Source organism: Veillonella sp. AS16, assembly GCF_000517785.1.
Classification (GTDB): Bacteria; Bacillota; Negativicutes; order Veillonellales; family Veillonellaceae; genus Veillonella; species Veillonella denticariosi.
The window spans coordinates 326497-352024 of sequence record NZ_AZYX01000007.1 but is presented as its reverse complement, the minus strand read 5'-3'; the positions used below and the strand labels follow the sequence as shown (position 1 = coordinate 352024).

The 25528-nt window shown below is 40.8% G+C and carries 23 protein-coding genes and 1 riboswitch; of the genes, 17 read left to right on the top strand and 6 right to left on the bottom strand.

The features are described from left to right. Window positions 1–8: 8 nt before the first annotated feature. The 3 genes from holA (at window position 9) to HMPREF1521_RS08965 (ending at window position 5039) form a co-directional block, all read left to right on the top strand. Window positions 9–986, top strand: a complete 978-nt coding sequence (holA, locus tag HMPREF1521_RS01815; protein ID WP_038115114.1) for a DNA polymerase III subunit delta — start codon at window positions 9–11, stop codon at window positions 984–986. A gap of 2 nt (window positions 987–988) precedes the next feature. Then, window positions 989–4804 carry a PolC-type DNA polymerase III gene (locus HMPREF1521_RS01810; protein ID WP_038115112.1) on the top strand — a complete coding sequence of 1272 codons (3816 nt, stop codon included), beginning with the start codon at window positions 989–991 and terminating at the stop codon, window positions 4802–4804. A gap of 61 nt (window positions 4805–4865) precedes the next feature. Then, window positions 4866–5039, top strand: coding sequence for a hypothetical protein (locus HMPREF1521_RS08965; protein ID WP_156924909.1), 174 nt, complete (start codon window positions 4866–4868; stop codon window positions 5037–5039). 125 nt (window positions 5040–5164) lie between these two features. Here HMPREF1521_RS08965 and poxB read toward each other — a convergent pair whose 3' ends face one another. Then, window positions 5165–6907 (bottom strand): ubiquinone-dependent pyruvate dehydrogenase, encoded by a 1743-nt coding sequence (poxB, locus tag HMPREF1521_RS01805; protein ID WP_038115111.1) that lies wholly within the window; start codon window positions 6905–6907, stop codon window positions 5165–5167. 162 nt (window positions 6908–7069) lie between these two features. After that, window positions 7070–7185, top strand: a riboswitch (FMN riboswitch). Between the two features lie 74 nt (window positions 7186–7259). On the opposite strand from poxB, the gene ribD reads away from it, so the two are divergent. The 9 genes from ribD (at window position 7260) to HMPREF1521_RS01760 (ending at window position 16430) form a co-directional block, all read left to right on the top strand. Next, on the top strand, window positions 7260–8474 hold the full coding sequence (gene ribD, locus HMPREF1521_RS01800; RefSeq protein ID WP_051435729.1) for a bifunctional diaminohydroxyphosphoribosylaminopyrimidine deaminase/5-amino-6-(5-phosphoribosylamino)uracil reductase RibD: 1215 nt from the start codon (window positions 7260–7262) through the stop codon (window positions 8472–8474). After that, on the top strand, window positions 8455–9111 hold the full coding sequence (locus HMPREF1521_RS01795; protein WP_038115108.1) for a riboflavin synthase: 657 nt from the start codon (window positions 8455–8457) through the stop codon (window positions 9109–9111). The genes ribD and HMPREF1521_RS01795 overlap by 20 nt, the downstream gene beginning before the upstream one ends. 20 nt (window positions 9112–9131) lie before the next feature. Next, entirely contained in the window at window positions 9132–10334 is a 1203-nt protein-coding gene (locus HMPREF1521_RS01790; RefSeq protein WP_038115105.1) for a bifunctional 3,4-dihydroxy-2-butanone-4-phosphate synthase/GTP cyclohydrolase II, read from the top strand. 68 nt (window positions 10335–10402) lie between these two features. Beyond that, complete coding sequence (gene ribE / locus HMPREF1521_RS01785) at window positions 10403–10864, top strand: 6,7-dimethyl-8-ribityllumazine synthase (RefSeq protein ID WP_038115103.1); 462 nt, start codon at window positions 10403–10405, stop codon at window positions 10862–10864. 23 nt (window positions 10865–10887) lie between these two features. After that, entirely contained in the window at window positions 10888–11766 is an 879-nt protein-coding gene (hslO, locus tag HMPREF1521_RS01780; RefSeq protein WP_038115100.1) for an Hsp33 family molecular chaperone HslO, read from the top strand. A gap of 110 nt (window positions 11767–11876) precedes the next feature. After that, window positions 11877–12671: an S-methyl-5'-thioadenosine phosphorylase gene (gene mtnP, locus HMPREF1521_RS01775; RefSeq protein WP_038115097.1), complete on the top strand. Its 795-nt coding sequence runs from the start codon at window positions 11877–11879 to the stop codon at window positions 12669–12671. Window positions 12672–12701: 30 nt separating this feature from the next. Continuing rightward, window positions 12702–13766, top strand: a complete 1065-nt coding sequence (mtnA, locus tag HMPREF1521_RS01770; RefSeq protein WP_038115094.1) for an S-methyl-5-thioribose-1-phosphate isomerase — start codon at window positions 12702–12704, stop codon at window positions 13764–13766. A gap of 53 nt (window positions 13767–13819) precedes the next feature. Further along, window positions 13820–15064, top strand: a complete 1245-nt coding sequence (locus HMPREF1521_RS01765; protein ID WP_038115090.1) for an adenosylhomocysteinase — start codon at window positions 13820–13822, stop codon at window positions 15062–15064. Window positions 15065–15140: 76 nt separating this feature from the next. Further along, window positions 15141–16430: an amidohydrolase gene (locus HMPREF1521_RS01760; protein WP_038115087.1), complete on the top strand. Its 1290-nt coding sequence runs from the start codon at window positions 15141–15143 to the stop codon at window positions 16428–16430. 137 nt (window positions 16431–16567) lie between these two features. On the opposite strand, the gene HMPREF1521_RS01755 is transcribed toward HMPREF1521_RS01760, so the two are convergent. Then, complete coding sequence (locus tag HMPREF1521_RS01755; RefSeq protein ID WP_038115084.1) at window positions 16568–17317, bottom strand: class I SAM-dependent methyltransferase; 750 nt, start codon at window positions 17315–17317, stop codon at window positions 16568–16570. A 244-nt stretch (window positions 17318–17561) separates the two neighbouring features. On the opposite strand from HMPREF1521_RS01755, the gene HMPREF1521_RS01750 reads away from it, so the two are divergent. The 3 genes from HMPREF1521_RS01750 (at window position 17562) to HMPREF1521_RS01740 (ending at window position 20216) form a co-directional block, all read left to right on the top strand. Continuing rightward, window positions 17562–18500, top strand: coding sequence for a DUF1848 domain-containing protein (locus HMPREF1521_RS01750; RefSeq protein ID WP_038115081.1), 939 nt, complete (start codon window positions 17562–17564; stop codon window positions 18498–18500). Window positions 18501–18514: 14 nt separating this feature from the next. After that, window positions 18515–19408 (top strand): HAD family hydrolase, encoded by an 894-nt coding sequence (locus HMPREF1521_RS01745; RefSeq protein ID WP_038115077.1) that lies wholly within the window; start codon window positions 18515–18517, stop codon window positions 19406–19408. A 61-nt stretch (window positions 19409–19469) separates the two neighbouring features. Further along, on the top strand, window positions 19470–20216 hold the full coding sequence (locus HMPREF1521_RS01740; RefSeq protein WP_038115075.1) for a DUF4241 domain-containing protein: 747 nt from the start codon (window positions 19470–19472) through the stop codon (window positions 20214–20216). Window positions 20217–20453: 237 nt separating this feature from the next. Here HMPREF1521_RS01740 and HMPREF1521_RS09025 read toward each other — a convergent pair whose 3' ends face one another. The 3 genes from HMPREF1521_RS09025 to HMPREF1521_RS01730 form a co-directional block, all read right to left on the bottom strand. Continuing rightward, window positions 20454–20603, bottom strand: coding sequence for a hypothetical protein (locus tag HMPREF1521_RS09025; RefSeq protein ID WP_198014205.1), 150 nt, complete (start codon window positions 20601–20603; stop codon window positions 20454–20456). A 335-nt stretch (window positions 20604–20938) separates the two neighbouring features. After that, window positions 20939–21556: a phosphatase PAP2 family protein gene (locus HMPREF1521_RS01735; RefSeq protein ID WP_038115072.1), complete on the bottom strand. Its 618-nt coding sequence runs from the start codon at window positions 21554–21556 to the stop codon at window positions 20939–20941. A 184-nt stretch (window positions 21557–21740) separates the two neighbouring features. Next, the gene (locus HMPREF1521_RS01730; RefSeq protein WP_038115068.1) at window positions 21741–23063 is read right to left on the bottom strand and encodes a VanW family protein; all 1323 of its coding nucleotides are present in this window, start codon (window positions 23061–23063) and stop codon (window positions 21741–21743) included. A 109-nt stretch (window positions 23064–23172) separates the two neighbouring features. On the opposite strand from HMPREF1521_RS01730, the gene HMPREF1521_RS01725 reads away from it, so the two are divergent. Beyond that, window positions 23173–24183: a site-specific integrase gene (locus HMPREF1521_RS01725; protein WP_038115063.1), complete on the top strand. Its 1011-nt coding sequence runs from the start codon at window positions 23173–23175 to the stop codon at window positions 24181–24183. Window positions 24184–24273: 90 nt separating this feature from the next. Here HMPREF1521_RS01725 and HMPREF1521_RS01720 read toward each other — a convergent pair whose 3' ends face one another. Next, complete coding sequence (locus tag HMPREF1521_RS01720; protein WP_038115061.1) at window positions 24274–24582, bottom strand: LysM domain-containing protein; 309 nt, start codon at window positions 24580–24582, stop codon at window positions 24274–24276. Between the two features lie 236 nt (window positions 24583–24818). Between HMPREF1521_RS01720 and lexA the strand changes: the two genes are divergently transcribed. Then, the gene (gene lexA / locus HMPREF1521_RS01715; protein WP_038115058.1) at window positions 24819–25490 is read left to right on the top strand and encodes a transcriptional repressor LexA; all 672 of its coding nucleotides are present in this window, start codon (window positions 24819–24821) and stop codon (window positions 25488–25490) included. Window positions 25491–25528 lie beyond the last annotated feature (38 nt).

Genomic DNA, 25528 nt, shown 5'->3' with positions numbered 1-25528 from the left:
GGGGATATATGGCACAAATTTATCTTATCTACGGTGATGAACCGCAGTTGATAGAAGAAGAAAAACGAAAATTCCTCGCTACATATCCGGACCTTCCCGTAGTGGTACTCGATGATGAGGCGGGGCCACAGAAAATCAGTGAACAACTTTGTGAAGATTCATTGTTTGGAGATCAGAAGGTATTTTGCCTTGTAAACCTGCCTATTATTCGTAAAAGCGGTAAAAACAGCGATGCATGGACCCCTTTATATGAACTGTTCACAAATTATAAAGGTGATAATCCGATAGTGCTTATCTATCATGATATGATCGATAAACGAATTAAGCAGAATAAAGAGCTTTTGGATAAAATTCCGAATCATCAATGTAAACGTCTCGAAGGGGCCGACCTTGTGATGTGGATACGTCAATATTGCACATCTCATGGATTTAAACTACTCCCTGATGCACAGGAATATGTGTCTCATCTTATAGACCTGTGGCAGGATGTTCCGGTTTCTTTTATGCGAACCGAGTTTGACAGATATTTTTTACAAATTACGGGTGAAAAGGTCATTACGAAAGAATTTCTTGAGGAAAACAGCAGTGACTACGGAGCAAAAAATATTTTCGCCTTTAAGGAAGCATTATTGAAACGTGACATCAATACCTTATTGGAACTGTTTCCGTTTATGTTCAGTTATAAGGAACTGGACCGCGCCATGAGCTATATTGAAGGGCAATTACGTCTGCAGCTGCTCGTCAGCGAATGTCGTCAGGCCGGCATGTCCGTAAAAGCTATCGAAAATCTATGTAAGGATAATAATTCGTCCTTTAAGCCGTATCCGATTAAACTGGCCTATGAAGCGAGTTCACGTATATCAATTAAAGCATTACGTGCCTTGCTGAAGGGCCTGTACGAAATTATACTCGACAGTCGCAGCAGTAAGGGCGATATATGGCGATTTAGAGATTTATGTATAACCTATTGTGGGTATAAAGGATAAAGATGAAAGTACGTTATCGTGTTGTACCAAAACAGAATAAGAAATCTTCATTTTATGTGAACTGCCATAGTCAACAAGTCACCATTCAGGCTGCAGATTCAGCTTTTACAACATTGTTAAGTCTTCGTGAGCGATTGACTCGATGGTATGAGGAAAAAAATATTTCCTTTGATGCTATTCCTACAAATACAGATACGTCTTGCTGCTTTGTCTGGAAGGTCGACACTGAAACGGGAGAAGGACTGGACACGTATTATTACGGTGGCGGCTGTGGTGCCGGTGAATGGATTGAGGAGGCGGAAGCTCGTCGGGAAGAGAAGGAAGCCGCATTGCGTCCTAAATACGGGCAATCCTTTGCAGGCATACAGGACTCGGAAGCGGAAAGTCATCGAGACTGTTACGATGGATATGATGAGGAGGATGATTTTGCTCCTTTCGTCGAAGCTGTAGAATTAGGGTATTTTGATAATAGTCCCATTGTGATGCCAGCGCAAACTGCAGCGGCATCAACGCAATGTAATACGGTTGCATCTATCAGCAGTGGTCAAAAGAAATCCGGCACGAAATCACTGTCACCTAAAGGAGGAAATTTAAAAGGAGCTGTAAAGGCCGGTAACGGAGACGGAAAATATCCTCATCGTGCACCGAAGGAGATACCTCCTGAGGAAGGTATGATAGTAGGTCCACGCTTTGACGGAGATCCGGTTTCAATTATGTCCGTTCAGTCCAATGAAAACGGTGTTATTTTTGAAGGCGTATTTGTAGGACTTGAAAAACGGGATACACGGACCGGAAAATCCATTGTTTCCGGCAGTATCTGCGATAAAACGAATAGCATGAAATTTATCAAATTTACAGATTCCCCTGAGGATGGCGATAAATTGTTAAAGCAGCTGAAAGGTCTTAAAACCGTTATGGTACAGGGGAATGTCGCCTATGAAGATCGGTTTGACAAAGATTTCGTTTTATCAATTCGCAGTATTAAAGAAGTGGATCGTACCGTTGAACGTTCGGAAGATCGTCCGGATTCTCGAGTTGAGTTACATTTACATACTAAGATGAGCGATAAAGACGCCCTTGTTTCCGTTAAAGATCTCTTTAAAACCGTGAAAAAATGGGGACACCCGGCAGTGGCCATTACTGATCACGGTGTAGTGCAGGCATTCCCCGAAGCGCAAGCCCTCGGTAAGGAATTGGGCGTTAAGGTAATTTACGGTGTGGAAGGATATCTCATCGATGATGCTACCGTAGAACGTGATGAAGAGCCTGTACTAGATAAGAAGAAACCGAAGGTTAAAGATAAACGATACCATATTATTCTGTTGGCGAAAAATATGGTAGGTCTTCGCAATCTCTACAAGATGATTTCTATTTCTCATCTGGAACATTACAAGGTTCGTCCCCGTATTCCTCGTTCCGTCATCGAAGAACATAGAGAGGGAATCATTATTGGATCCGCCTGTGAAGCCGGTGAACTGATGCAGTCCATCGTTCGGGGGGCGACGAAAGAGGAATTGCTAGAAGTCGCTTCTTTCTATGATTATTTGGAGATTCAACCGCATACGAATAATACCTTCCTGGTTCGTAAAGGCTTGATGCCTGATGAACAGGCTCTTATCGACATGAATAAGACTGTCATAGAGCTTGGTGAAGCATTGAATAAGCCTGTATGCGCTACTTGTGACGTACATTATCTGCATCCGGAAGAAAAAATTTATCGCGAAATTATGCTTACTGCATGCGGCTATCCTGATGCTGATGAGCAACCGGACCTCCATTTGCGTACAACTGATGAAATGTTGGCATCTTTCCCTTATTTGACTCCGGAAAAAGCCTATGAAGTAGTCGTGACAAATACACGAGCTATCAATGACAGTATCGAAGAGATTAAGCCGGTTCCTGACGGAACATATTCACCGAAAATCGAAGGTGCCGATGAGGCTTTCACAGAAATGTGTTATCGCAATGCGAAAGCAATTTATGGAGATCCGTTGCCACGTGTCGTACAGGAGCGTCTGGATTATGAACTGGATTGTATCATTACCAATGGATACGGTGTATTGTACTATATTGCTCACAAGTTGGTTAAAAAATCACTAGATGACGGATATCTTGTTGGTTCCCGTGGATCCGTAGGCTCATCCTTTGCGGCTACCATGTCAGAAATCACGGAGGTTAATCCGTTGCCTCCTCATTATATATGTCCGCATTGCAAGTGGTCACAATTTTTTGAGAATGGTGAATATGCGGGCGGATTTGATTTGCCTCGCAAACAATGTCCTGAATGCGGTCACGATCTAGAAACCAACGGTCACGATATTCCGTTTGCCATTTTCCTCGGTTTTGAAGGGGACAAGGTACCTGATATCGACCTTAATTTTTCCGGTGATTATCAGGCGAAGGCCCATAAATATACGGAGGAACTTTTCGGACGTGATAATGTATTTAAAGCGGGTACCATTGGTACTATTGCGGATAAAACGGCTTTCGGGTATGTAAAAAAATATGCCGAAGTGCGTGGAATACAGGCTCGTAACGGTTTTTTCGAGAACCTTGCCAAAGGCTTCACAAATGTAAAGAATACGACGGGACAACATCCGGGGGGCATCATGGTATGTCCTCGTGATATGGATGTGCATCATTTTACGCCGATTCAATATCCGGCGAATAAAAAGGATAGCGGTGTTATTACAACACATTTCGATTATCACTCTATCGAAGGGCGTATGACGAAGCTTGATATTCTCGGCCATGATGATCCGACTATTATTCGTATGTTAGAGGATTTAACAGGTATAGATGCGAAAACGATACCGTTTGATGATCCGAAGACATTGAGTCTATTCTCGTCTACGGAGGGTATCGGATTAAAACCTGAACAATTACAGGGGGATCAGGTGGCGAGCCTTGCTGTACCGGAATGCGGGACTAAATTCGTACGCGGTATGCTGGAGGATTCAAGACCGCAAACATTTTCGGACTTGGTGCGTATTTCGGGATTTTCTCACGGTACTAATGTATGGCTTGATAATGCACAGGATCTCATTAAAAATGGAACCTGTAAATTGAATGAAGCTATTTCTACCCGTGATGACGTCATGAATTTTCTGATTCATCGCGGTATGGACAGGAAACATAGCTTTTTTGTTATGGAAAATGTCCGTAAAGGTAAGGGTATTGAAAAGCGGAATAAACAAGGTGAAGCCACGACGGAATTTGAAGCGGAAATGCGAGATAATAATATTCCGGAATGGTTTATTGAATCCTGTAAAAAGATTTCTTATTTATTCCCTAGAGCCCATGCGGTGGCCTATGTAATGATGGCGTTCCGTATCGCATGGTTTAAGGTATATCATCCGCTCGCATTTTATGCGGCGTACTTCTCTATTCGGGCGAAGGCCTTTGATTTACGAATCATGACAGGGGATCTTAAGACTCAGTTAGCGGAATTTAATCGGATAAAAGCTCTGGATAAAGCAGCCGGCCCGAGAGAAAAAGATCTCATGTCCGCTTTAGAAGTATCAATGGAAATGTACCAGCGAGGCTATCGATTCAGTAATGTTGATATACAGCATTCGGAGGCACGCCGATTCAGTATTAAGGACGGTGCATTATTACCGCCGTTTTTAGCTATTGATTCATTGGGCGAAAAGGTTGCGGATGCCATAGTTGAGGAGCGGGAGAAAAAACCGTTTACTTCCTTGAAGGATTTGCAGCGCCGTTGTAAAGTATCCAATACTATCATTGATCTTATGAAAGACCTCAAATGTTGTGGTGAATTACCTGAAGATGAACAAATGTCGCTCTTCGGGGCGTAATATGAACTTATTAAGCACTTTATAAGATATCAAATCTTTGGTCAGATGGGAGATATAAAGAATGGTTAGCAAATTACTAAAGTCTTTTGATCTTAATTTGGACGTATCGGATATCCCAGGTGTGTATTTTAATGAATTTGGAGAATATGTTGATGAGGACGGTAATGTGTTGACTCCCTCGCAGATTGACGAAATAAGATATAAAGATGATTATGAGGATGATTATTATCGTTAATAAACAATAATAGATATGGGACTTTATCAGCGTATACAATTGTTAAATCAGTCAACAAAAAGGGTGTCACCAAATGATGACACCCTTTTTGAAAGATTTGCAGGATTAAATTGTAACGCCAATTATTAATATAAGGACTTATATTTCATCCAGTTTGTTTTGGCCATTTCCTTGAGTTCCGTACCACGTCCGTCAAGGATTGCATTAATCAGATATTTACTGAATCCTTTAGCTTGCTGGTATGCAATTTTAGGAGGCATAGCAAGTTCCTGTTTATCGACGCGCACATTGATGATAACAGGTCCGTTATGGTTAAGTGCTTCCTTTATTTTTTCGTCTACCTCACTGGAATTTTCAATGCTGATGCCCTTAATGCCGGCTGCTTCAGCGAGGTTTCCGAAGTCCGGATTTACGAAATCCGTTGCGTAATCAAGATATCCTGAGGCTTTCATTTCCATCGCGATAAAGCTCAGTTCCTCATTGTTGAATACAAATACTTTTACAGGAAGATTTAACTGTTTAAGTGTAAGCATTTCACCCATCATCATCGTAAAACCGCCATCGCCGGAGAGGGAGATGACCTGGCGATTAGGACAAGCATTTTGCGCCCCTATGGCATGCATCATAGCATTAGCCATGGATCCATGATTAAAGGAACCTAGAATGCGGCGTTTTCCATTGGTTTTGAGATGGCGTGCCGTCCAAATGACAGGAGTTCCCACATCAAAGGTAAAAATTGCATCCTCAGCCGCTAATGTATTGAGACGATTAACGAAATACTGAGGGTGAATAGCTACACCATCCAGTTCTGCCACAGCATAGCTGTCAAGATCGGAGCGGAATTTTTTATAGGCCTTGCGGATTGTATCGATAAATTCCGTGTCGTCACGTTGAGAAATCAGTGGTAACAACTCTTTCAAAGTATCCTTCACATTGCCTATAATTCCCTGTGTTAAAGGAACACGACGTCCTAAGGCGCCAGGATCTCTATCGATTTGAATAACCTTAGCGTTTTCAGGATAGAACGGACGATACGGGAAATCTGTACCGAGCATAACAAGAGTATCACATTGTTCAATAGCACGATATCCTGATGTATATCCTAATAAACCCGTCATACCCACATCATACGGATTGTCCCATTCCACCCATTCTTTGCCTCTGAAAGCGTGTACAACAGGGGCCTGTAAACGTTTAGCCAGTTCCACAACTTCGTCATGAGCCCCTTCACAGCCGGCACCGCAGAATAAGGTAATACGCTTACCGGATTCAAGATGAGCTGTCATTTCTTCTATATCACTTCGTTGCGGGATGATATGAGGTAATTTAGGATGGTGCCATACCGGTAATTTATCAACTTCCATTTCCATAACTGCAATATCGCCAGGAAGGACGATAACTGCAACATCCTGATTGCCTACGGCCGCATTCATAGCTCGGAATAAGATTTCCGGCATCTGTTTAGGACTGGATACCAGTTCACAGAAGCAAGAGCACTCTTTAAACAGATTTTCCGGATGTGTTTCCTGAAAGTAACTCAAACCGACTTCAGACTGAGGGATGTGAGAGGCAATCGCCAATACGGGCACACGGTTGCGATGACAATCAAATAGACCGTTGATTAAATGTAAATTTCCGGGACCTGAGCTCCCCGCACATACCGTGAGCTTGCCCGTTAATCCCGCTTCAGCACCGGCGGCAAAGGCCGCAGTTTCCTCATGGCGTACATGTTCAAAAGCAATCTTACCGTTACGACGTAAACTATCGTTTACAGAGTTCAGACTGTCTCCTGTAATACCATAAATTCGTTCTATACCCGCATCGGCAAGAACTTCTATTAGAACATCCGAAATACGTTTTTTTGCCATATTATCACCTATATTTAATAATAAATATCAAAATCATGATTTATTAAACCATATAATCTATACTAAACCTGTTCAAACACTAATTATGTGAGAAATGTTACAATTGTCTTATCCTTGCATAAGGCTTATAAAAGTGTTACTATTAATTCATAAACAAAATAGATGAGTCTTTGGGGATAGGTGAAATTCCTTACCGGCGGTATAGTCCGCGAGCCTTATGGGTACGAATCGGTGTAATTCCGATACCGACAGTAGAGTCTGGATGAGAAAAGACGGAGCACATAATAGGTATGTGCTATTTATGATGACCCGAAGGACTATATTATAGTCCTTTTTTTTATTGAGGTGATATGTGATGGATGACGTAGTATATATGAAACGCGCCATTGCACTGGCAAAACTGGCCGCAGGCCATACGGCACCCAATCCGCTGGTAGGGGCTGTAATCGTTAAAGATAATGAAATAGTAGGTGAAGGGTATCACCATAAAGCGGGTACCGCCCATGCGGAGGTTCATGCTTTGGATCAAGCCGGAGACAGGGCAGAGGGGGGGACTTTATATGTAACCTTAGAGCCTTGTTCTCATTACGGCAAGACCCCTCCATGTGCACTACGCATTATTGAATCTGGTATACGTCGGGTTGTTATCGGCAGCACTGATCCGAATCCGCTCGTATCGGGTAAGGGGATTGCCATGTTGAAAGAGGCAGGTATCGAGATAGTATCTCCAGTTTGTTTACACGAATGTAGCGAATTGAACGAGCATTTTTTTACCTATATTCAAACGGGGAAGCCTTTTGTCACCTTAAAGAGCGCCATGTCATTGGATGGTAAAATTGCCACTTTCACCGGTCAATCTCAATGGATTACAAATGAATCATCACGGCGTGACGGTCACGTATTGCGGGCCACACATGATGCGATGCTTATCGGCATCGGTACGGTGTTGGCCGATGATCCGCAGCTGAACTGTCGTCTCAGTGACAAAGAGTTAGGTAATGCCTTGTTGGATAATGGTATTCTCAATAGTCCTATTCCGGTTCATCAACCGGATGTTATCGTTCTGGACAGCTTGGGTAGAACGCCTGTTACAAGTCGTGTTTTTGATGTGAAGGAGCGAGCGGTGCATATTTTCGTATCCGACGGTTGTCCTAAGGAACGTATTAAGGCCCTTGAAAATGCCGGGGCGATTATTACGGTTATAGAGACCACATCTACACGTAAGAGTCATAAAACGGACATTCTCATCGATATAAAAAAATTATCTATCGATGATGTTCTTACAAAACTGGGCGATTTAGGATATACATCCCTTTTAGTTGAAGGGGGATCCGCAATCATCAGTTCCTTTGTAGAAACGATGAATTTTGATAAGATTGTTACCTATATCGGTGATACGCTTATCGGTGGTATCGATGCGACACCGGCTGTAGGCGGCAGAGGTTTTGAAAGTTTAGACGCTTCACCTCGGTTAACTTTCACAAAAGCGACGGTGATTGATAATAATATTCGCATCGAAGCATATCGTCAGGGAAGGAGGGACGCTTATGTTCACGGGAATCATTGAAGAAATCGGCCGTGTTGAAAATATTAAGAAAGGCCCTAAATCCTTGGCTATAACAATTCGTGGTAAAAAGATCTTTGATGATTTAAAAATAGGCGATTCCGTAGCGGTCAACGGGGTGTGCCTGACGGCTACGACAATCGGGAATGACGTGTTCACGGCTGATGTTATGCCCGAATCGATTAAAATGACGACGTTCACAAATCTGAAAGTTCATCAACCGGTCAATCTGGAACGTGCCATGCCGGCAAACGGAAGGTTCGGTGGACATATTGTGGCCGGTCATGTGGACGGGACAGGACGTATTATCAACCGTGAACAGACGGATAATGCCGTAATTTTTACGATTGATGCACCAACATCCGTTATGGATTATGTCATTTATAAAGGTTCTATTACCATAGATGGCATCAGCCTTACCATAATGAGACGTACAGACAGTAGTTTTTCCGTATCAATTATTCCTCATACATTGAGTGAAACTGTACTAGGTACTGCGCATATCGGTACAGAGGTGAACCTGGAAACTGATATTGCGGGACGTTATATACGTCATTTTATGAATGTCGGTGTTGAATCCACTGAAAATAAAGAAGAAAAATCAATGCATTCCATCCTTGTAGAGAATGGATTTATATAAGTAATAAGGAGAGTGTTCCCATGAGTGAACAATTACATTCTATTGAGGAGGTTTTACAGGACCTAAAGGTCGGTAAACCTGTTATCATCGTCGATGATGAAAGCCGCGAAAACGAAGGCGACCTCATTATCGCCGCTGAATTTGCCAATCAGGAAAATATCAACTTCATGGTAAAATATGCACGCGGTATCGTGTGTACACCGATGCGTCGCGAAGCACTTGAGAAGTTGGGCATTCCTGCAATGGTATCTAAAAATACTGATAATCATGAGACGGCTTTCACGGTGACCGTGGATCATGCAGATACCACAACGGGCGTATCTCCGGCGGAACGGGCGTATACAATTCAAAAACTGTTAGACCCGAATGCTAAACCGGAAGATTTCCGTCGACCTGGACATGTATTTCCGCTTGTCTACAGAGAGGGGGGCGTTTTAGTTCGTCAAGGCCATACTGAGGCATCTATTGATCTTTGTCGCCTAGCCGGGCTACAGGAGGCGGCTGTCATCTGTGAAATAACAAAGGATGACGGTGATATGGCTCGCTTGCCGGATTTGCTGTTCTTTGCAAAGGAACATAATCTGAAAATCGCATCTGTTGCGGAACTTATTGAATATCGTAAACAACATGAAGATATGATAGAACTTGGGGCCTGCTCTAAGTTGCCCACAAAATTCGGTGATTTCAATATCTTCGTATTTAAGAATGAATTGGACCACAAAGAACATTTAGCAATCGTTAAGGGCGATGTACAGAACTGTGATAACGTACTCGTACGTATTCACTCCGAGTGTCTGACAGGTGACGTATTCGGTTCAAAACGCTGTGACTGTGGCGAGCAACTGGATCACGCATTACGTGCCATTGAGAAAGAAGGCAAAGGCGTAGTTGTCTATATGCGACAGGAAGGTCGTGGTATCGGATTAACCAATAAGATTAAGGCTTATGCATTACAGGAGCAAGGTCTTGATACGGTGGAGGCTAATGAGCAACTAGGTTTTCCTGCAGATATGCGTGAATATTCATTGGCGGCTCAAATTATCCGTTTCTTGGGCATCAAGAGTATTCGTCTGTTGACGAATAATCCGGAAAAACGCCATGGCCTGGAGCATTGGGGAATCGATGTAAATAGTCGAGTACCGCTCATCATTGCGGCGAATAAATTTAATGCAGGCTATTTAAAGACAAAGGAAGAGAAAATGGGTCATATGTTAGAGAATTAACTCATATCTGCTTCTTTACTATTCATATAATAAAATTTCTTTTGAAAAGAAATACAGGAGGTTATAACATGATGATTCAGGAAGGTAATTTATTAGGTACCGGTAAGAAATTTGCTATTATCGGCTCTCGTTTTAACGAATTTATTACGACAAAGTTGATCGGTGGTGCAGAGGACTGCTTATTACGTCATGATGTAAAACAGGAAGATATCATCGTAATTTGGGTTCCCGGTGCTTATGAAATCCCGTTGATCGCTAAAAAGGCTGCTTTGTCCGGACGTTATGATGCCGTAATCTGTGTAGGTGCCGTTATCCGTGGAGCTACAACCCATTATGATTATGTATGTAATGAAGTGGCAAAGGGCATTGCTCATGTTTCCTTGGAAACAGGTATTCCTGTAATGTTCGGTGTCGTTACGACAGAAAATATTGAACAAGCTATCGAACGTGCCGGTACTAAGGCGGGGAATAAAGGATATGATTGCGCTATGGGCGCCATCGAAATGGTTAACCTTATCGATCAAATCTAATAGAATGTGTAGGAAATACTGGAATGGATTATATAAAACGTTTTACCACTCGTGAAGGGGTCCGTATGTCATTGGCCGTTACAACGGATACGGTTGAAACAGCACGTATACGCCATGATTTATGGCCGGTTGCAACGGCTGCGTTAGGTCGCGCCATGACAGGGGCCATTCTGTTAGCCGGAGATTTCAAGAATCATGAAAATGTAAGCCTTCGCATTAAAGGTGATGGACCGCTTGGCGTTGTCCATGTGGATGCTTTTTCAGATAATACGGTGCGCGGCTATGTAGATGAACCACATGTGGATATACCGCTTAAATATGAAGGAAAGCTTGATGTAGGTGCCGCGGTCGGTCATAAAGGCGAGGTGCAGGTGACTCGTTTCACACAGCTTGCACAGGATTATACATCCGCCAGTCCTATCCAAAGTGGCGAGGTAGCGGAGGATTTAGCTTATTACTTGTATGCCTCCGAACAGGTGCCGTCAACTATCAGCCTCGGTGTATTGGTTGACCCCGATTATCACACAATCGTAGCCGGCGGATTTATCGTACAGGCTTTACCCGATGCAACGGATGCGGCATTGGCGCAAGTAGAAAAAAACATCAACGAATTAGGTCCTGTAACTGAATATTTAAAAGCTCATCCGGATGGTACAGGCCTTGTAGAACGAGTGCTCGATGGACTGACTGTTAATGAAGTATATAATGAACCGATTCATTTTCAATGTCGTTGCGGTCGAGATCGTTTTGCCGGCGTCCTTATGACATTGCGTGAAGAAGATAAAAAGGCTCTTTTAGAAGACGAAACGACAGAACTTGTATGTCATTACTGTAATGAAAAATATCATTTCAGCCGCGAGGAACTGAAAGAGATGTTCAGCCCGAAAGGTCCCATACAATAAGGCTTGTAAAGATAATTATAAATTATAGAGGCTATAAGCTTTTGCTATAGCCTCTTTTTCTATTCTGTGAGACAATAAAGACGAACATGTATTAATTACAGGAGGTTACTATGAGTGCAATTGGTGTAATCGGCGGTACCGGTGTATACGATCCATCTATCTTTGAAAATATTCATGAAGAATCTTTAATGACACCATATGGTGAAATTGATTATGTACAAGGTACATACCACGGAAAGACCGTTATCTTTGTGGCCCGACATGGTAAAGATCATACGATCCCTCCGCACAAGATAAATTATCGTGCTAATATTTGGGGGTTAAAAAAATTAGGTGTCACCTTTATCATTTCTACGACCGCTGTAGGTTCATTAAACGAAAACTTTAAGCCCGGTCATTTTGTATTAACGGATCAATTCCTAGATTTTACCAAAAACCGCATCACCACATTTTATGAAGGCGGTAATCGTCCGGTGGCTCATTTAGATGTAACCAATCCATATTGTCCGGAATTGCGGGATATTCTGAAAAAGGTCGGTACAGAACAAGGTTTATCTATTCATAACGGCGGGACCTATGTATGCACAGAGGGTCCACGATTTGAAACACCGGCCGAAATTAAGATGTTCCATATGCTTGGTGGCGATACGGTAGGTATGACAAATGTGCCTGAAGTAAATCTTGCAAATGAGGCGGAAATGGCATATTCCACTATTTCTATGATTACAAATTATGCCGCAGGAATTTCCGATGATGTCCTAACGCATGGAGAGGTGGTTGAAATGATGGCGAATATGGCATCACAACTGAAATCTCTTATTCTGGGTGCCATTGATCTTATCGATGTGAATGCCCGCTATGATGCACATAATCGTATGCATGAATACGGCGGCTTTAAATTATAATAAGGTTCTGAACCGCACAAAGGAGGATCTATGAATAATATTGAGTGGCAAGAGTCTACTTTAATTTTATTGGATCAGACGAAATTACCTACGGAGATTTCATATATTAACTGCACCGATTGGCGTCAGGTGGCAGAGGCGATTAAAATGCTTCGTGTTCGCGGGGCTCCCGCCATAGGTGTTGCTGCCGGCTATGGCCTTATTTTGGCGGCTATGGAGGCGGCAAGACTTGATGCTCCGTTTAACGAGCAGTTAGTTACTTTTTATGATTTTAGTGAAAGCCTTAAGGAAACACGTCCTACCGCCATTAATTTGGCATGGGCCGTAGAGCGCATTGTAAACCTGGTGAAAGCTGAGACTAAAACTTCATCTGACATGGAGCACATTATAAAAATTATTACGGCAGAAGCCGAATCGATTCACAAAGAAGATGTAGTTCTTAACAGACGTATGGCCGAGGCCGGGGCTTCTTTATTTGAAGGTCAGCGCAATTTGCGTATTCTGACGCATTGCAATGCGGGGGCATTAGCTACGGGCGGACTCGGTACGGCATTGGGTGTTGTTCGTAAATTATATGAAACAGGTCAATTGGAACGCGTTTATGCAGATGAAACGCGTCCGCTACTCCAAGGGGCACGTCTCACGGCCTTTGAATTACATGAGGACGATATTCCCGTTACACTGGAAACGGATAATATGGCGGCTTATGCGATGCAACAAGGATTAATTGATGCTGTAATTGTCGGTGCGGACCGTATTACCACAAAAGGTGATGTAGCCAATAAAATCGGCACCTATGGTTTGGCCGTTCTCGCAAAATTCCACAATATTCCGTTTTATGTGGCTGCTCCGTACAGTACATTTGATTTTACTTTAAAAAATGGTAGTGACATACCGATAGAAATGCGTGATGCTTATGAAGTTACATCGTTTCACGGCGTACAAACTGCACCGGAGGGCATAGATGTACTCAATCCGGCTTTTGATGTGACCCCCCATGAATTGGTTACGGCCATCATCACGGAAGAAGGCGTTCTTACACCTGATTTTGAGGAATCTATCGGTAAATTGCGTCACATCGTACAGAACAGATAATTGTATTTATTTTTTCATAGATTTATATAAGAAACTTTATAGAGGTAAATATCATGCAGTCGTTGATCAAAGATATTAATCTTGCTCCAGAAGGACGTAAGAAGATTGAATGGGTTTCCAATTTTATGCCTACATTGAATACATTGGGCGATCGTTTTGAAAAAGAGCAGACTTTCAAAGGACAAACTATCGTGGTAAGTGTTCATTTAGAGGCTAAAACCGCATATCTTGCAACCGTATTAAAACGCGGCGGTGCCGATGTCATCGTAACGGGGTCTAATCCGTTATCCACTCAGGATGATGTGGCGGCAGGGCTTGTAGACATGGGAATCACCGTATACGCCTGGTATGATTGTACGGATGAAGAATATTTCAATTTTCTCCATAAGGCACTTGATCACAAACCTCATATTATTATCGATGACGGCGGAGACCTTGTAAATTTATTACATACTTCGCGCCAGGATGCAAAGGAACGTCTCATAGGCGGCAGTGAGGAGACAACTACGGGTGTACATCGTCTATATGCATTGGAACACGCAAAACAGTTGACGTTTCCTATGATTGCCGTAAATGATTCGTATTGTAAATATCTTTTTGATAATCGCTATGGTACGGGACAATCCGTATGGGACGGCATCATGCGTACGACGAATCTTACCGTAACGGGTAAAAATGTCGTCGTTGCCGGATATGGATGGTGCGGCAAGGGGGTCGCCATGCGCGCCAAGGGTCTGGGGGCCCATGTATACGTAACCGAAGTGGATCCAATCAAGGCGATTGAAGCTGTATTCGACGGCTTCACAGTATTGCCTATGATTGAGGCTGCCAAGGTGGGGGATATTTTCTGTACCGTAACAGGCTGTAAAGATGTTATCGTAAAAGAACATTATGAAGTGATGAAAAATCAGGCTATCATGTGTAACGCAGGTCACTTTGATTGCGAAGTGAATGTAAAGGATCTCACAGAGATTGCTGTAAGTCATGAACGTGTACGCCAAAATATTGAAGGATATACGATGTCTGACGGTCGCAAACTATATGTATTAGCTGAAGGTCGACTCGTAAATCTCGCGGCCGGTGATGGTCATCCTGCTGAAATTATGGATTTATCTTTCGCTATGCAGGCATTGGCAGCGGAACATATTTTGCATAACGGTGCCGATATGAAACCAAAAGTATACGTATTGCCTCATGAACTGGATACGGAAGTTGCAAAAATCAAATTACATTCCATGGGATATGATTTGGACACGTTAACGCAGGAACAAATCGATTATTTGACAAAAGTAAACTGATATAAGTTCTGCCAGAGCGAAATCTGTAAGTGCTTAGAAAAGGCTTATGTTGCAATGCTAACTTAAAGGAGATATTATGTCTGATTTATTGATTACCCATGTGGACGTCCTCACCGATGAGGGGGTTCTTAAAAATCATGCTATTGAAATTGAAAATGGCTATATAACATCAATTCTAACTGATGATGAAGTCTCATACGTGAAAGCAAATGCGAAAGAAACTCTGGATGGGAAAGGTCAGTTGGCCGCACCTGGCCTTGTAAATACTCATACGCATATTGCGATGGGGCTGTTTAGAAATTACGCGGATGATTTAGAATTGATGGACTGGCTGGAAAATGCGATCTGGCCGACAGAGGCCAAATTAAACGATGATTATGTGCGTTGCGGCACACAGTTGGGCATAGCGGAAATGTTACGATCCGGTACGACTACTTTCAGCGATATGTATTTTTTTATGAATACGACTGCGGAGGTGGTGAAGGAAACAGGGATACGTTCTGTTCTGTCTCGCGGACTTGCCGGTGTTTCACCGACAGCAGACCAGGCATTGGCGGAGAATGCGGATTTATATCGCACTTGGAATGGGTTTGATAATAATCGTATCAAGGTCTTACTGGGGCCTCATGCACCATATACATGCCCTGATTCATACATGGAAAAGGTTATCGCTTTATCACATGAGCTTAATTGCGGCATTCACATGCACCTATCCGAAACAAAGGGGGAAGTGGAGAATGTGATGAAAGCAACGGGTAAAACACCGATTGCTCATATGCATGATTTAGGACTCTTCTGGAATACGACATTGGCGGCGCATTGCGTACATGTGACCGATGAAGATATGAACATTATGGCCGAAAATAATGTAGCGGTTGCCCATAATCCTCAATCCAATTTGAAATTGGCAAGCGGCATCGCACCTGTTCCTGAAATGATTGCTAAAGGTATTACCGTAGGCCTTGGAACAGATGGCTCCGCTTCTAACAATAATGCGGATATGCTTGAAGAAGTCCGTTTAGCGGCATCCCTTCATAAAGCTCGACTATACGACCCTAAAGCTATTCCCGCTCAAGCTGCATGGGCTATGGGGACTGTAGAAGGTGCAAAGGCATTAGGATATAATGATTTAGGACTTTTGAAAGCAGGTTATCGTGCTGATATTGTATTATATGATGTATCCGGCATGCATTGGCTGCCTCGCTACAATGATTTAGCCGCACTTGTATACTCCGCTAACAGCTCTGATGCCAATACCGCAATTGTAGGTGGTAAAGTTCTTATGAAAGATAAGGAACTGCTTACCATTGATGAAGAAAAACTAAGAGCGGAAATTAATAAGGCTCAAGCTTATTTTAGTAATTAGAAGCAGTCAATTCTAAAACAAAATTTATCGTGAACTATACCTTTGATGATTCTATACATTAAGGATAACTAACAGTAAGAAGAAAACCCACTCATGATGCATTGTAGAGTGGGTTTTGTATTATATAGAGGTTGACTTTATTTAATTGCTTTTACCAAGAACATGGGTACGGGAATGTAAAATTCGTTTTCTTCATTATATATGCGTGGCCCTACTGTCGGATCAACGATGACAGATGTAACCCCTAATTTACTGAGCAGTTCTGTATCCCATTGTGGGCGTGTAAAAGATGAAATCTCCAACATATGGTATATAGTATGGCATTTATCGAGTAATTCAGGTCTGATATGTTCATGTGCATTGTGAACAGTTGCGGGCAAGTGATGATGATTCCTTGCGTGCTCCGCGTCATAATTGAGCAACAGTCCTCCTAGTTTTAATACGCGAAGCCATTCTTTATAGGCTTGATCCGGATTCGGTAAATTCCATGTTACATTGCGTGCCACTACAACATCAAAGGCCTCATTATCAAAGGTTAAATGTTCAGCATCCATAACGGAAAATGTGGCGTTGCAGTCCAATGATTTACTTAATGAATTGGCTTCATGAATCATATTAGGTGTAATATCGATACCGTGAACTTCATGTCCTTGTTCTGACAGAATGATACTGAAAAATCCGGCCCCGCATCCGATATCCAATATATGTAGATTTGAGCCTAAATTATCAAGATGACTCATCAGTTCATTACGCCATAGATTTAACTTTGTACTGTTAAGTTCCTTAGCACGTAAGGCGCTGAAATCATGAGCGCGCTCACTCCAGTATGATGTAATAAATGTTTTGTCCTCCTCCGTAGAAGTATGATGATTAAATATATCGTTCATAGTCTTTCCTTTTTATGTATTTCTTATATAGTATCATAGATTGAACATGAACTATACAAGAAATATCACATAAATCTATAAATAATTATTAAGAATCATTCATGAAAGACATCTAATCTTTATGCTATAATACTGTTATATTTTGTATCGATAGGAATCAAACGGCTTTATGGTATCGATTGTTATGTAAGAATCATAAATTAATTTGTAAATTTGCTGAGAGCTTGTGATAAGAGGAGAGTACATGATTTTACAAACGGGACAGCGCACGGATATTCCCGCCTTTTACGGCCTCTGGTTTGCAAATCGTATACGTGAAGGGTATGTAGATGTAAGCAATCCGTATCATTCCGAATTAATAACGCGTTATAGGATTAGTCCCGATATAGTGGACGGCATAGCCTTTTGTACAAAAAATCCGGTTCCTTTCATACCTTATATGGATGTAATCGAGCCTTATCGTCAATATTGGCATATGACTATAACACCGTACGGAACCGATATTGAACCTTTTGTGCCGCCTTACGAAACGGTTCTTGAAGGATTTAAGCAAATAAGTATGCATTTAAATCCCCAATCTATGGTGTGGAGATATGATCCGATTATGTTAACCCATGCTTATACCTTTGATTATCACTGTGAAAGCTTTCAAAAAATGGCAAAGGCGCTTGAAGGGTACACTGATACGGTTGTGGTCAGTTTTATAGATATGTTCGATAAGGTAGCTCAGAATTTTCCTGATGGGTACCGTCCGGATATAGATATACAGATGAAGATCATCGCTGAATTCGTATCAATTGCAAAGGCTCATCATATGGAGCTTAAGACCTGCGGGGAAGGGCATATATTTTCCAATGCAGGAGCAAATACCTCGGGATGTTTGATACTCGACTGTTATGAGCGGGCGTGGCATGTTAAGTTGAAGGCGCCTAAACGTACACCGGCTCGGCCCGAGTGCAGTTGTTACTTACACGGGGATATCGGTGCTTATGACAGTTGCAGTCATTTTTGTAAGTACTGTTATGCCAACACAAATCAAGAAGCGGTACGCCGAAATAGACTGCGACATGATCCTGATTCAAGTTTACTGTTGGGACATGTTTTAACAGGTGATACAATTCGAATGAGTGATGAAACGAGCTGGATTATCGATGAACCATATAGACAAGATTCTTTATTTTAGTAGAGTAGGTGCGTATGATTACCCGAGAGAGAACTGAAGAACAACAAGAAAATAATTCTAACCCTGTATTAGCCATATGTTATGACTTTGATAAGACATTGACGCCTGACGATATGCAGGCTCAGGGATATATTCAATCTCTGGATATCGATGTGGATGCATTCTGGAAAGAATCGAACGGACTTGCCAAGCAGCACGATATGGATAATAACTTAGCCTATATGTATATGATGGCTACTAAATCATATGGTAAACAATTTCTTACAAAGGAGTTGTTATCAGCTTATGGCGCTAAAGTTAAATTATATGACGGTGTACGAACCTGGTTTGAACGAATTCGACAATACGGAGCGGAAAAGGGTGTACATATTGAACATTACATCATTTCATCGGGACTGAAGGAAATGATTGAAGGTACGGAAATGGCAAAAGAGGGGGCTTTCACAAAAATCTATGCCAGTGCGTTCCTGTTCGATGATAAGGGCGTTGCTACATGGCCAGCACAAGCCATTAATTATACGAATAAAACTCAGTTTTTATTCCGCATTCAAAAAGGTGTGCTCGATATCAACGATCCTCGTGTTAATGACTATCTTAAACCCGAGGAACAGCGCGTACCGTTCCGCAATATGATTTATATCGGTGACAGTGATACGGATATTCCTTGTATGAGCCTTGTTAATGCCAACGGCGGACATTCCATCGGTGTGTATGATCCGGACGAGCAGAATAAGGATAAAGTCTATAAAATGATGCGTCATCATCGTATACGATATTATGCGCCGGCTGACTATAGTGAAAGCTCACATCTTGATATGATAGTTAAGCAGATTATCGATAAAACTGCCGCTTATGAAGCTCTTGAACGTCAATATGTAAAAGATAAACAAGAGGCTGAAAAGAATTGATAAATTATATAATGTAATATGCATAATAGAAAAATTATTTACCTGTTTAGAAAGGATACACATGAATATCAAAGAGATTCCTCAAAAATGGATAGATACCTTTAATCGATTAGGCTCGGAAGGCGTATGGAAACCTACCGTTGATTATCAAGACTTATTTAATCGGGATGAACTGATGGGAAAACCTTTATTTACATTACCTATGGGGACGGTAAATTTTCCAACAGGCCAACTTACATGTTGTGATCCGCTTATTATGTTACCTCATATGCCTGATACATATGTTCGGACCGTTGAACCCGGAACCTATTTATTGGAAACAAAGGTAGCTGAGTTTGAGCAGAATACATTTCGCTATGTCGCTACTCGTGTCATTTTTACCGCTAATGAACCTGTTTACTATGAATTGGCTCTAAAAGGGTCTGAGAATCTCGACGAACTGAATAAGGATAGCTATGTAGGATTTCCCGTTGAAGCGGGCTTAGCAACTATTGTTGATGAAGCGACAATACAGGCTTATGATATTTTCTATAAGGATTGGCATCAACAGAATCCTGAAAAAAATATATATGATGATTATTATAGTACTCTTTTTCAGCTGAATGCGTTGGCTTATCCAAGATACCAACGATCAAAGGGGGATTGGATTAATTTCACGATTCCTAATACGGATTTATCGGTGCCTATGATTCAATCCGGATTTGGAGATGGTTTATATCCTGTATATTGGGCATTTGATAAAAATGGTAAGATATGCCAAATTATCATGGATTTTATTGATTGTACCGAAGCATATAAAACAAATTAGATTTATTTCAGGTAGTATTTCATTATGAGATATTAATGATAGTTTAATATATATTGAATATGCTATCATGTATTCTCATTCGTTATCAAATAAAACAGTAAATAAGGCACTAAAATAAAAAGCACTTGGATTGATCATATCAGTATTTGATACGATTAATTCAGGTGCTTTATTTTAAGTAAATTATTTCATAGTATAAATATATCTGAATATTATAAAGTTAGGTTAAATCCCGGGTTAGACTCCAAAGACCCAACGGATAACGACGCGTAAACAGCTGAGCAGTAAAATCGTTTCCGCCATAAAATGCAGGGAAGCCTCCATACCTTGACCGAGACGTTTAAGACTACCTAGTTTAGCTTTTGTTATAACTTCGCACCAGCACATATAAAAACCTCCGTAAGAGTTAATATGAGTAATTTAGATAATTTATATGACTATTTTACAATTGATTTCAATTAAATTCAATATCAACTTAATCAACATATACCAATTGTTATTAATATGAATTATATAAAAGAAATAATTCATTGATAGATATGGAATATTTTAGGTGTAATATAAATACCGTAAACTTTATAAATAAAAGATTGGCTTATAAAATATTGGTTAGTTTCCTTACTTTTATATAATTACTTCCGATAACGATATATTATCGGAAGTAATTATATAAAAGAATTGGGCTCTAATGGCCCAATTTCTTTTATTATACGTTTTATAGCTTATTTACGTTTAAATGTATATGGTTCGTATTCTACATCTTTGTGACGGTTAGTCCACCAGTCCCAGCCGATTCGTGCGAGTTTCCAAGCTATACATCCTACAATGATGCCTAATACTAAACTGGTTAATACATCTGTCGGATAATGTGCAAACAGATAAACTCTTGAAAATCCTACGATTAATGATCCAATTAATGCTATAATTCCTAAATATCGCTTCTGAGGCGCGATTTGACCTAGCCCCAGGTAAATGGTCATAGCTGATGCAAATGAACCAAAAGTATGTCCGGACGGGAATGAATACGTGTTAGCTAATGGCAATGCTGAAATCGATGGTACCGTAACTTCCGGAAAATCTACAAAAGGTCTTAATCTTGCTATATGCGGTTTTAAGCCTTGATCACCGATAATAAATACAAATCCTAATGCAATGATGATTGCAATGCCTAATACGCGATATTTTTTCTGAATCATCAATAATAAAGCGATTATAATCCATAAAATACCGCTGCCGGTTATTTTTGACAAAAATGCCATGATAGGCGTTAAAAAGCTATATACAAGGTGGTCATGTACATAGAAAATCAGGGTGTGATCAAATTGTAATATTGCGTCCATAGTATCCTCTCATATCACAGCTAAATGAGAAAGAGTGAGAATAATATGCATTCAAATTCTTTCTCATTATTCGGTTCTTTTACAACTAATTATATTTACTATCTCATTTACGAGTACAAACAATAGCCTAAACTATTTATAACGTATGGTCAATAGTTCAGGCTATAATTAATGAAATCTTTAATTAATGTTTTTTTACGGATTGAGCCGACCTTGTCGTAATAATCGTATCTACCGGATCATATACGGACTCGTACACATCGGTTTGACTGACGCCGTTTCCATAGGTAATTTGTCGATATGTATTCATTGATAGACCGACATGGCCTTCCTGCGTCTGATTTTCTTTGATTGATGGATCTACCTTGGTAATCGTTTTATTAGGAATTTCCTTTTGATCACCTACATATATAGATACATCTTTTGGCTTGTCCTGAGGTGTACCGATGATATATATCGTCAATGTTCCTCGCCCCATTACACTTATGATATATACGGATTGCTGATATGGATTTTTAAACTGAAAGTCCAAATAACCCCATGCAACGGTGGCGTCACGACCGGCCGGAATATATCCGACAGGCTCAAAATGCGGCGTACGTTCAACTATTGTCATACCGGATAATAAAGCGGTATTAAATATGGTAGAGCTCACCTGGCAAATGCCGCCACCGACTCCGGGTACGAGTTTACCGTTAATCATAACCGGTGCATCATCATATCCGGCTTCTGCTGTACGCTCCCCTACAATTTTATTGAAGGAGAATACTTCCCCCGGTTTTAATAAAGTGCCGTTGATTTTATCGGAGGCTAACTGAATATTATGAGTACGGCTCGTATTATTGGCATCATAATTCGTCGTATAGGATGCTAAAATCGCAGTTAAAGGCTTAATGTCCTGATCGGTTACTTTTATTGTATTTTTCGTAGTATAAACCATATCTATATGCGTTATGGTATTTCCAGCAGCTATATTGTCTTTAATTTGCTGTAACGTAGCATCAATATCGATGCGTTTGCCTTCTTTCCCGGGATGCATGACAACCTGACCGCCTTCTACTGATAGATAGGCGTCATGACCGGGTGTATCAATAGTCTTTGCTAACTCCGATAAATAGGTTCTGCTCTTCACCTCATCCAGCCTGTATTGTGTTTCAAAGTGCTGTCCGTAATATAACGCATGGAACCGATGATTGATGAGTGTCCATAAATCATCTTCGTAGCCATATGTTGAAATCGCTTTCACCAATGTTTCCGTATCGACATTAATACCGAGATCATTATATGATGCCTGTTTCGTGGTCTTGCCAATATCGATAGTTACCGTATGAGGTGTAGCATTAAATAATTCAGTAATACGATTTTGCAACTCATCCTTCGGTATATTGGATAAATCCATATCGTTATAATACACGCCGTATGATACATGTTGCGTCGGTATATATGTACAACCACCGGTATTAATGGTCAGTATGATGGCACATAATAAAAGATATTTCCTGTTCATAAATCCTATATGACTCTCCCTGATTAGTATTTGTATTCCTTATATTATAGCATATGAAACGCTATTCTATGATACAATTAGAGTATACATGTAAGGTAAAGGTGAACTAATGTCAGGATCCAAGGAACAACAAAAACATTTTTATTTACGTCATAATGATGCCTTTATGAACAGTACTAAACTTTCTATGAAAGCAAAGCAAAGTATTTTATTATCCAAGGCGGAAAACACGGTAGACGCCTATGAATCGGATTGGGACGATTTTGTAGACTGGTGCACGTATCAAAAGGTATCTTATTTCCCGGCTACACCGGAAACAATTGTAAATTATATCAATGATTTAGCGGATTATGCAAAGGCAAATACCATATCACGTAGAATCAGTGCCATTTCAGAAAATTATAATGCTTCGGGCGTTGGAGAAAATCCCTGCATGGCTCCCATTGTTAAGCAGGCACTTCGCGGTATTCGTCGACTAAAAGGTACATTTCAACAGGGTAAAACACCGGTATTACTGGAAGATATTGAAGATATTTTAGATTGTATGAGTAAACTCGATATGCCTGAGTTGCAATTATTGCGAGATAAAGCTATCTTACTTATCGGTTTTATGGGGGCTTTTAGACGCAGTGAAATAGCGGCTTTAACAGTAGAAAATTTACAGTTTTCTCCTCAAGGACTGGAGATTTTTGTAGAGTCCTCAAAGGCGGACCAGGAAGGTCAAGGCGCGGTGGTAGCAATTCCATCTATCCCCGGTTCACCTCTAGATGCAGTACGCGCCTTACAGCAATGGCTTCGAGCGGCTGGGATTACAGAAGGGCCGGTGTTTAGAGGCTTTACAAAAAACATGAATATTCGTAAAAATGCTATTTCCGATAAGATGATTGCGGAGATTGTAAAAAAATATGTATCTCTTATCGGTCTTGATCCGGCCATGTATGGTGCTCATAGCTTGCGTCACGGATTTGCGACGACGGCCGCAGCTTATGGCGTAGAAGAACGTAATATCATGCGTCAAACACGTCATCACAGCGTTAATATGGTACGTAGATATATTAACGAGGCAAATAAATTTGTAGATAATCCGATTGCCACAATTTTTGAGAAACGATTCAAATAATGATTTCAATCAAACCATACTAATATAACAAGAAGCAGCCAGTTTTGTAACTGGTTGCTTCTTGTGTGGAACATATGATTCCATATATATTTAGTTTTGAGCCACATAGTCCAAAGCTCTAACTGGACTACCTTGAAGATTAGTCGGTACCTTTAATACCGTACCGGGAACGAGCGTACCGGAATCATCAATTTTATTTAATTCCTTCATTGCATATACTACTTCCCGTACATCCATATCCGTATGAGCTGTACGCGCTGCAATATCCCACATGGTATCCCCCGCTTGTACTTTTACCTCACGTACAGCATGTGGATTAATCTGCACTGCAGGGTTTGTCATATGATATCCAAATAATACTGTTAAGCACATTCCTACCATTATCATAATCTGTTTCATCTCATACCTCACATTTATATCGAACATAAATTTAAGAACATTTGTTTGTTTACATGTTAATAATAGCACGCGAACGAATGTTCGTTCAAGACTTTCCAGAACAAATGTTTGCAAAAAATTATAATTTTATCTATAATAGACCTATAAGACGATATTAATGATGTAATTTCTAATTTTATAACATGTTAAATGACCTATTTTACTGTATTTAAGATATTAAAACATTGGAGGTAGCCGTGAGACGCCCTGCGACAGATATAAACACAAAACAGCGACGTATACTGGATTTTATTAAGGATTCTTTACATAATGAATACCGTTGCCCTACAGTTCGTGAAATTTGTACACATGTAGGCCTCAGCTCCACCTCTACGGTACAGTCTCATCTCAATGCGTTAGAGAAATTCGGTTACATTAAGCGTGATCCTAATAAAAATCGGGCTATTACCGTATTAGAGGATATAAAACCCAATATTTCCGTCAGCGGTAATGAAACTTCCAGTTCCGATAATTTTGAATTTCTCGGTGCCGGACTCAAGCAGGTGCCTCTTATCGGGACTGTACAGGCCGGTATGCCTATTACGGCTGTCGAAAATTTAGAAACTACATTGACTTTACCTGTACAATTAACAGGTGATTCCGATTGCTTTATGCTCCGCGTTCAAGGGGAATCTATGATGAATATCGGCATATTTGAAGGGGATATGCTTATCGTACGCCATCAAAATACAGCGAATAATGGCGATGTTGTCGTTGCCCGTATCGATGATGAAGCGACGGTTAAACGTTTCTATAAAGAAAACGGACATATTCGCTTACAGCCGGAAAATGATGATTTTGACCCTATCATCGTTGATGACTGCCATATTGAGGGTTTAGTTATCGGTCTAGTACGAGATCGTATTTAATATTAAGAATACATCTGATGAATATCTTTAAACGATAT

Excerpts from the sequence above, each read along its gene's own strand:
- holA (WP_038115114.1), top strand. The coding sequence starts at position 9 with ATGGCACAAATTTATCTTATCTACGGTGATGAACCGCAGTTGATAGAA.
- HMPREF1521_RS01810 (WP_038115112.1), top strand. The coding sequence starts at position 989 with ATGAAAGTACGTTATCGTGTTGTACCAAAACAGAATAAGAAATCTTCA.
- HMPREF1521_RS08965 (WP_156924909.1), top strand. The coding sequence starts at position 4,866 with ATGGTTAGCAAATTACTAAAGTCTTTTGATCTTAATTTGGACGTATCG.
- poxB (WP_038115111.1), bottom strand. The coding sequence starts at position 6,907 with ATGGCAAAAAAACGTATTTCGGATGTTCTAATAGAAGTTCTTGCCGAT.
- HMPREF1521_RS01795 (WP_038115108.1), top strand. The coding sequence starts at position 8,455 with ATGTTCACGGGAATCATTGAAGAAATCGGCCGTGTTGAAAATATTAAG.
- HMPREF1521_RS01790 (WP_038115105.1), top strand. The coding sequence starts at position 9,132 with ATGAGTGAACAATTACATTCTATTGAGGAGGTTTTACAGGACCTAAAG.
- ribE (WP_038115103.1), top strand. The coding sequence starts at position 10,403 with ATGATGATTCAGGAAGGTAATTTATTAGGTACCGGTAAGAAATTTGCT.
- hslO (WP_038115100.1), top strand. The coding sequence starts at position 10,888 with ATGGATTATATAAAACGTTTTACCACTCGTGAAGGGGTCCGTATGTCA.
- mtnP (WP_038115097.1), top strand. The coding sequence starts at position 11,877 with ATGAGTGCAATTGGTGTAATCGGCGGTACCGGTGTATACGATCCATCT.
- mtnA (WP_038115094.1), top strand. The coding sequence starts at position 12,702 with ATGAATAATATTGAGTGGCAAGAGTCTACTTTAATTTTATTGGATCAG.
- HMPREF1521_RS01765 (WP_038115090.1), top strand. The coding sequence starts at position 13,820 with ATGCAGTCGTTGATCAAAGATATTAATCTTGCTCCAGAAGGACGTAAG.
- HMPREF1521_RS01760 (WP_038115087.1), top strand. The coding sequence starts at position 15,141 with ATGTCTGATTTATTGATTACCCATGTGGACGTCCTCACCGATGAGGGG.
- HMPREF1521_RS01755 (WP_038115084.1), bottom strand. The coding sequence starts at position 17,317 with ATGAACGATATATTTAATCATCATACTTCTACGGAGGAGGACAAAACA.
- HMPREF1521_RS01750 (WP_038115081.1), top strand. The coding sequence starts at position 17,562 with ATGATTTTACAAACGGGACAGCGCACGGATATTCCCGCCTTTTACGGC.
- HMPREF1521_RS01745 (WP_038115077.1), top strand. The coding sequence starts at position 18,515 with ATGATTACCCGAGAGAGAACTGAAGAACAACAAGAAAATAATTCTAAC.
- HMPREF1521_RS01740 (WP_038115075.1), top strand. The coding sequence starts at position 19,470 with ATGAATATCAAAGAGATTCCTCAAAAATGGATAGATACCTTTAATCGA.
- HMPREF1521_RS09025 (WP_198014205.1), bottom strand. The coding sequence starts at position 20,603 with ATGTGCTGGTGCGAAGTTATAACAAAAGCTAAACTAGGTAGTCTTAAA.
- HMPREF1521_RS01735 (WP_038115072.1), bottom strand. The coding sequence starts at position 21,556 with ATGGACGCAATATTACAATTTGATCACACCCTGATTTTCTATGTACAT.
- HMPREF1521_RS01730 (WP_038115068.1), bottom strand. The coding sequence starts at position 23,063 with ATGAACAGGAAATATCTTTTATTATGTGCCATCATACTGACCATTAAT.
- HMPREF1521_RS01725 (WP_038115063.1), top strand. The coding sequence starts at position 23,173 with ATGTCAGGATCCAAGGAACAACAAAAACATTTTTATTTACGTCATAAT.
- HMPREF1521_RS01720 (WP_038115061.1), bottom strand. The coding sequence starts at position 24,582 with ATGAAACAGATTATGATAATGGTAGGAATGTGCTTAACAGTATTATTT.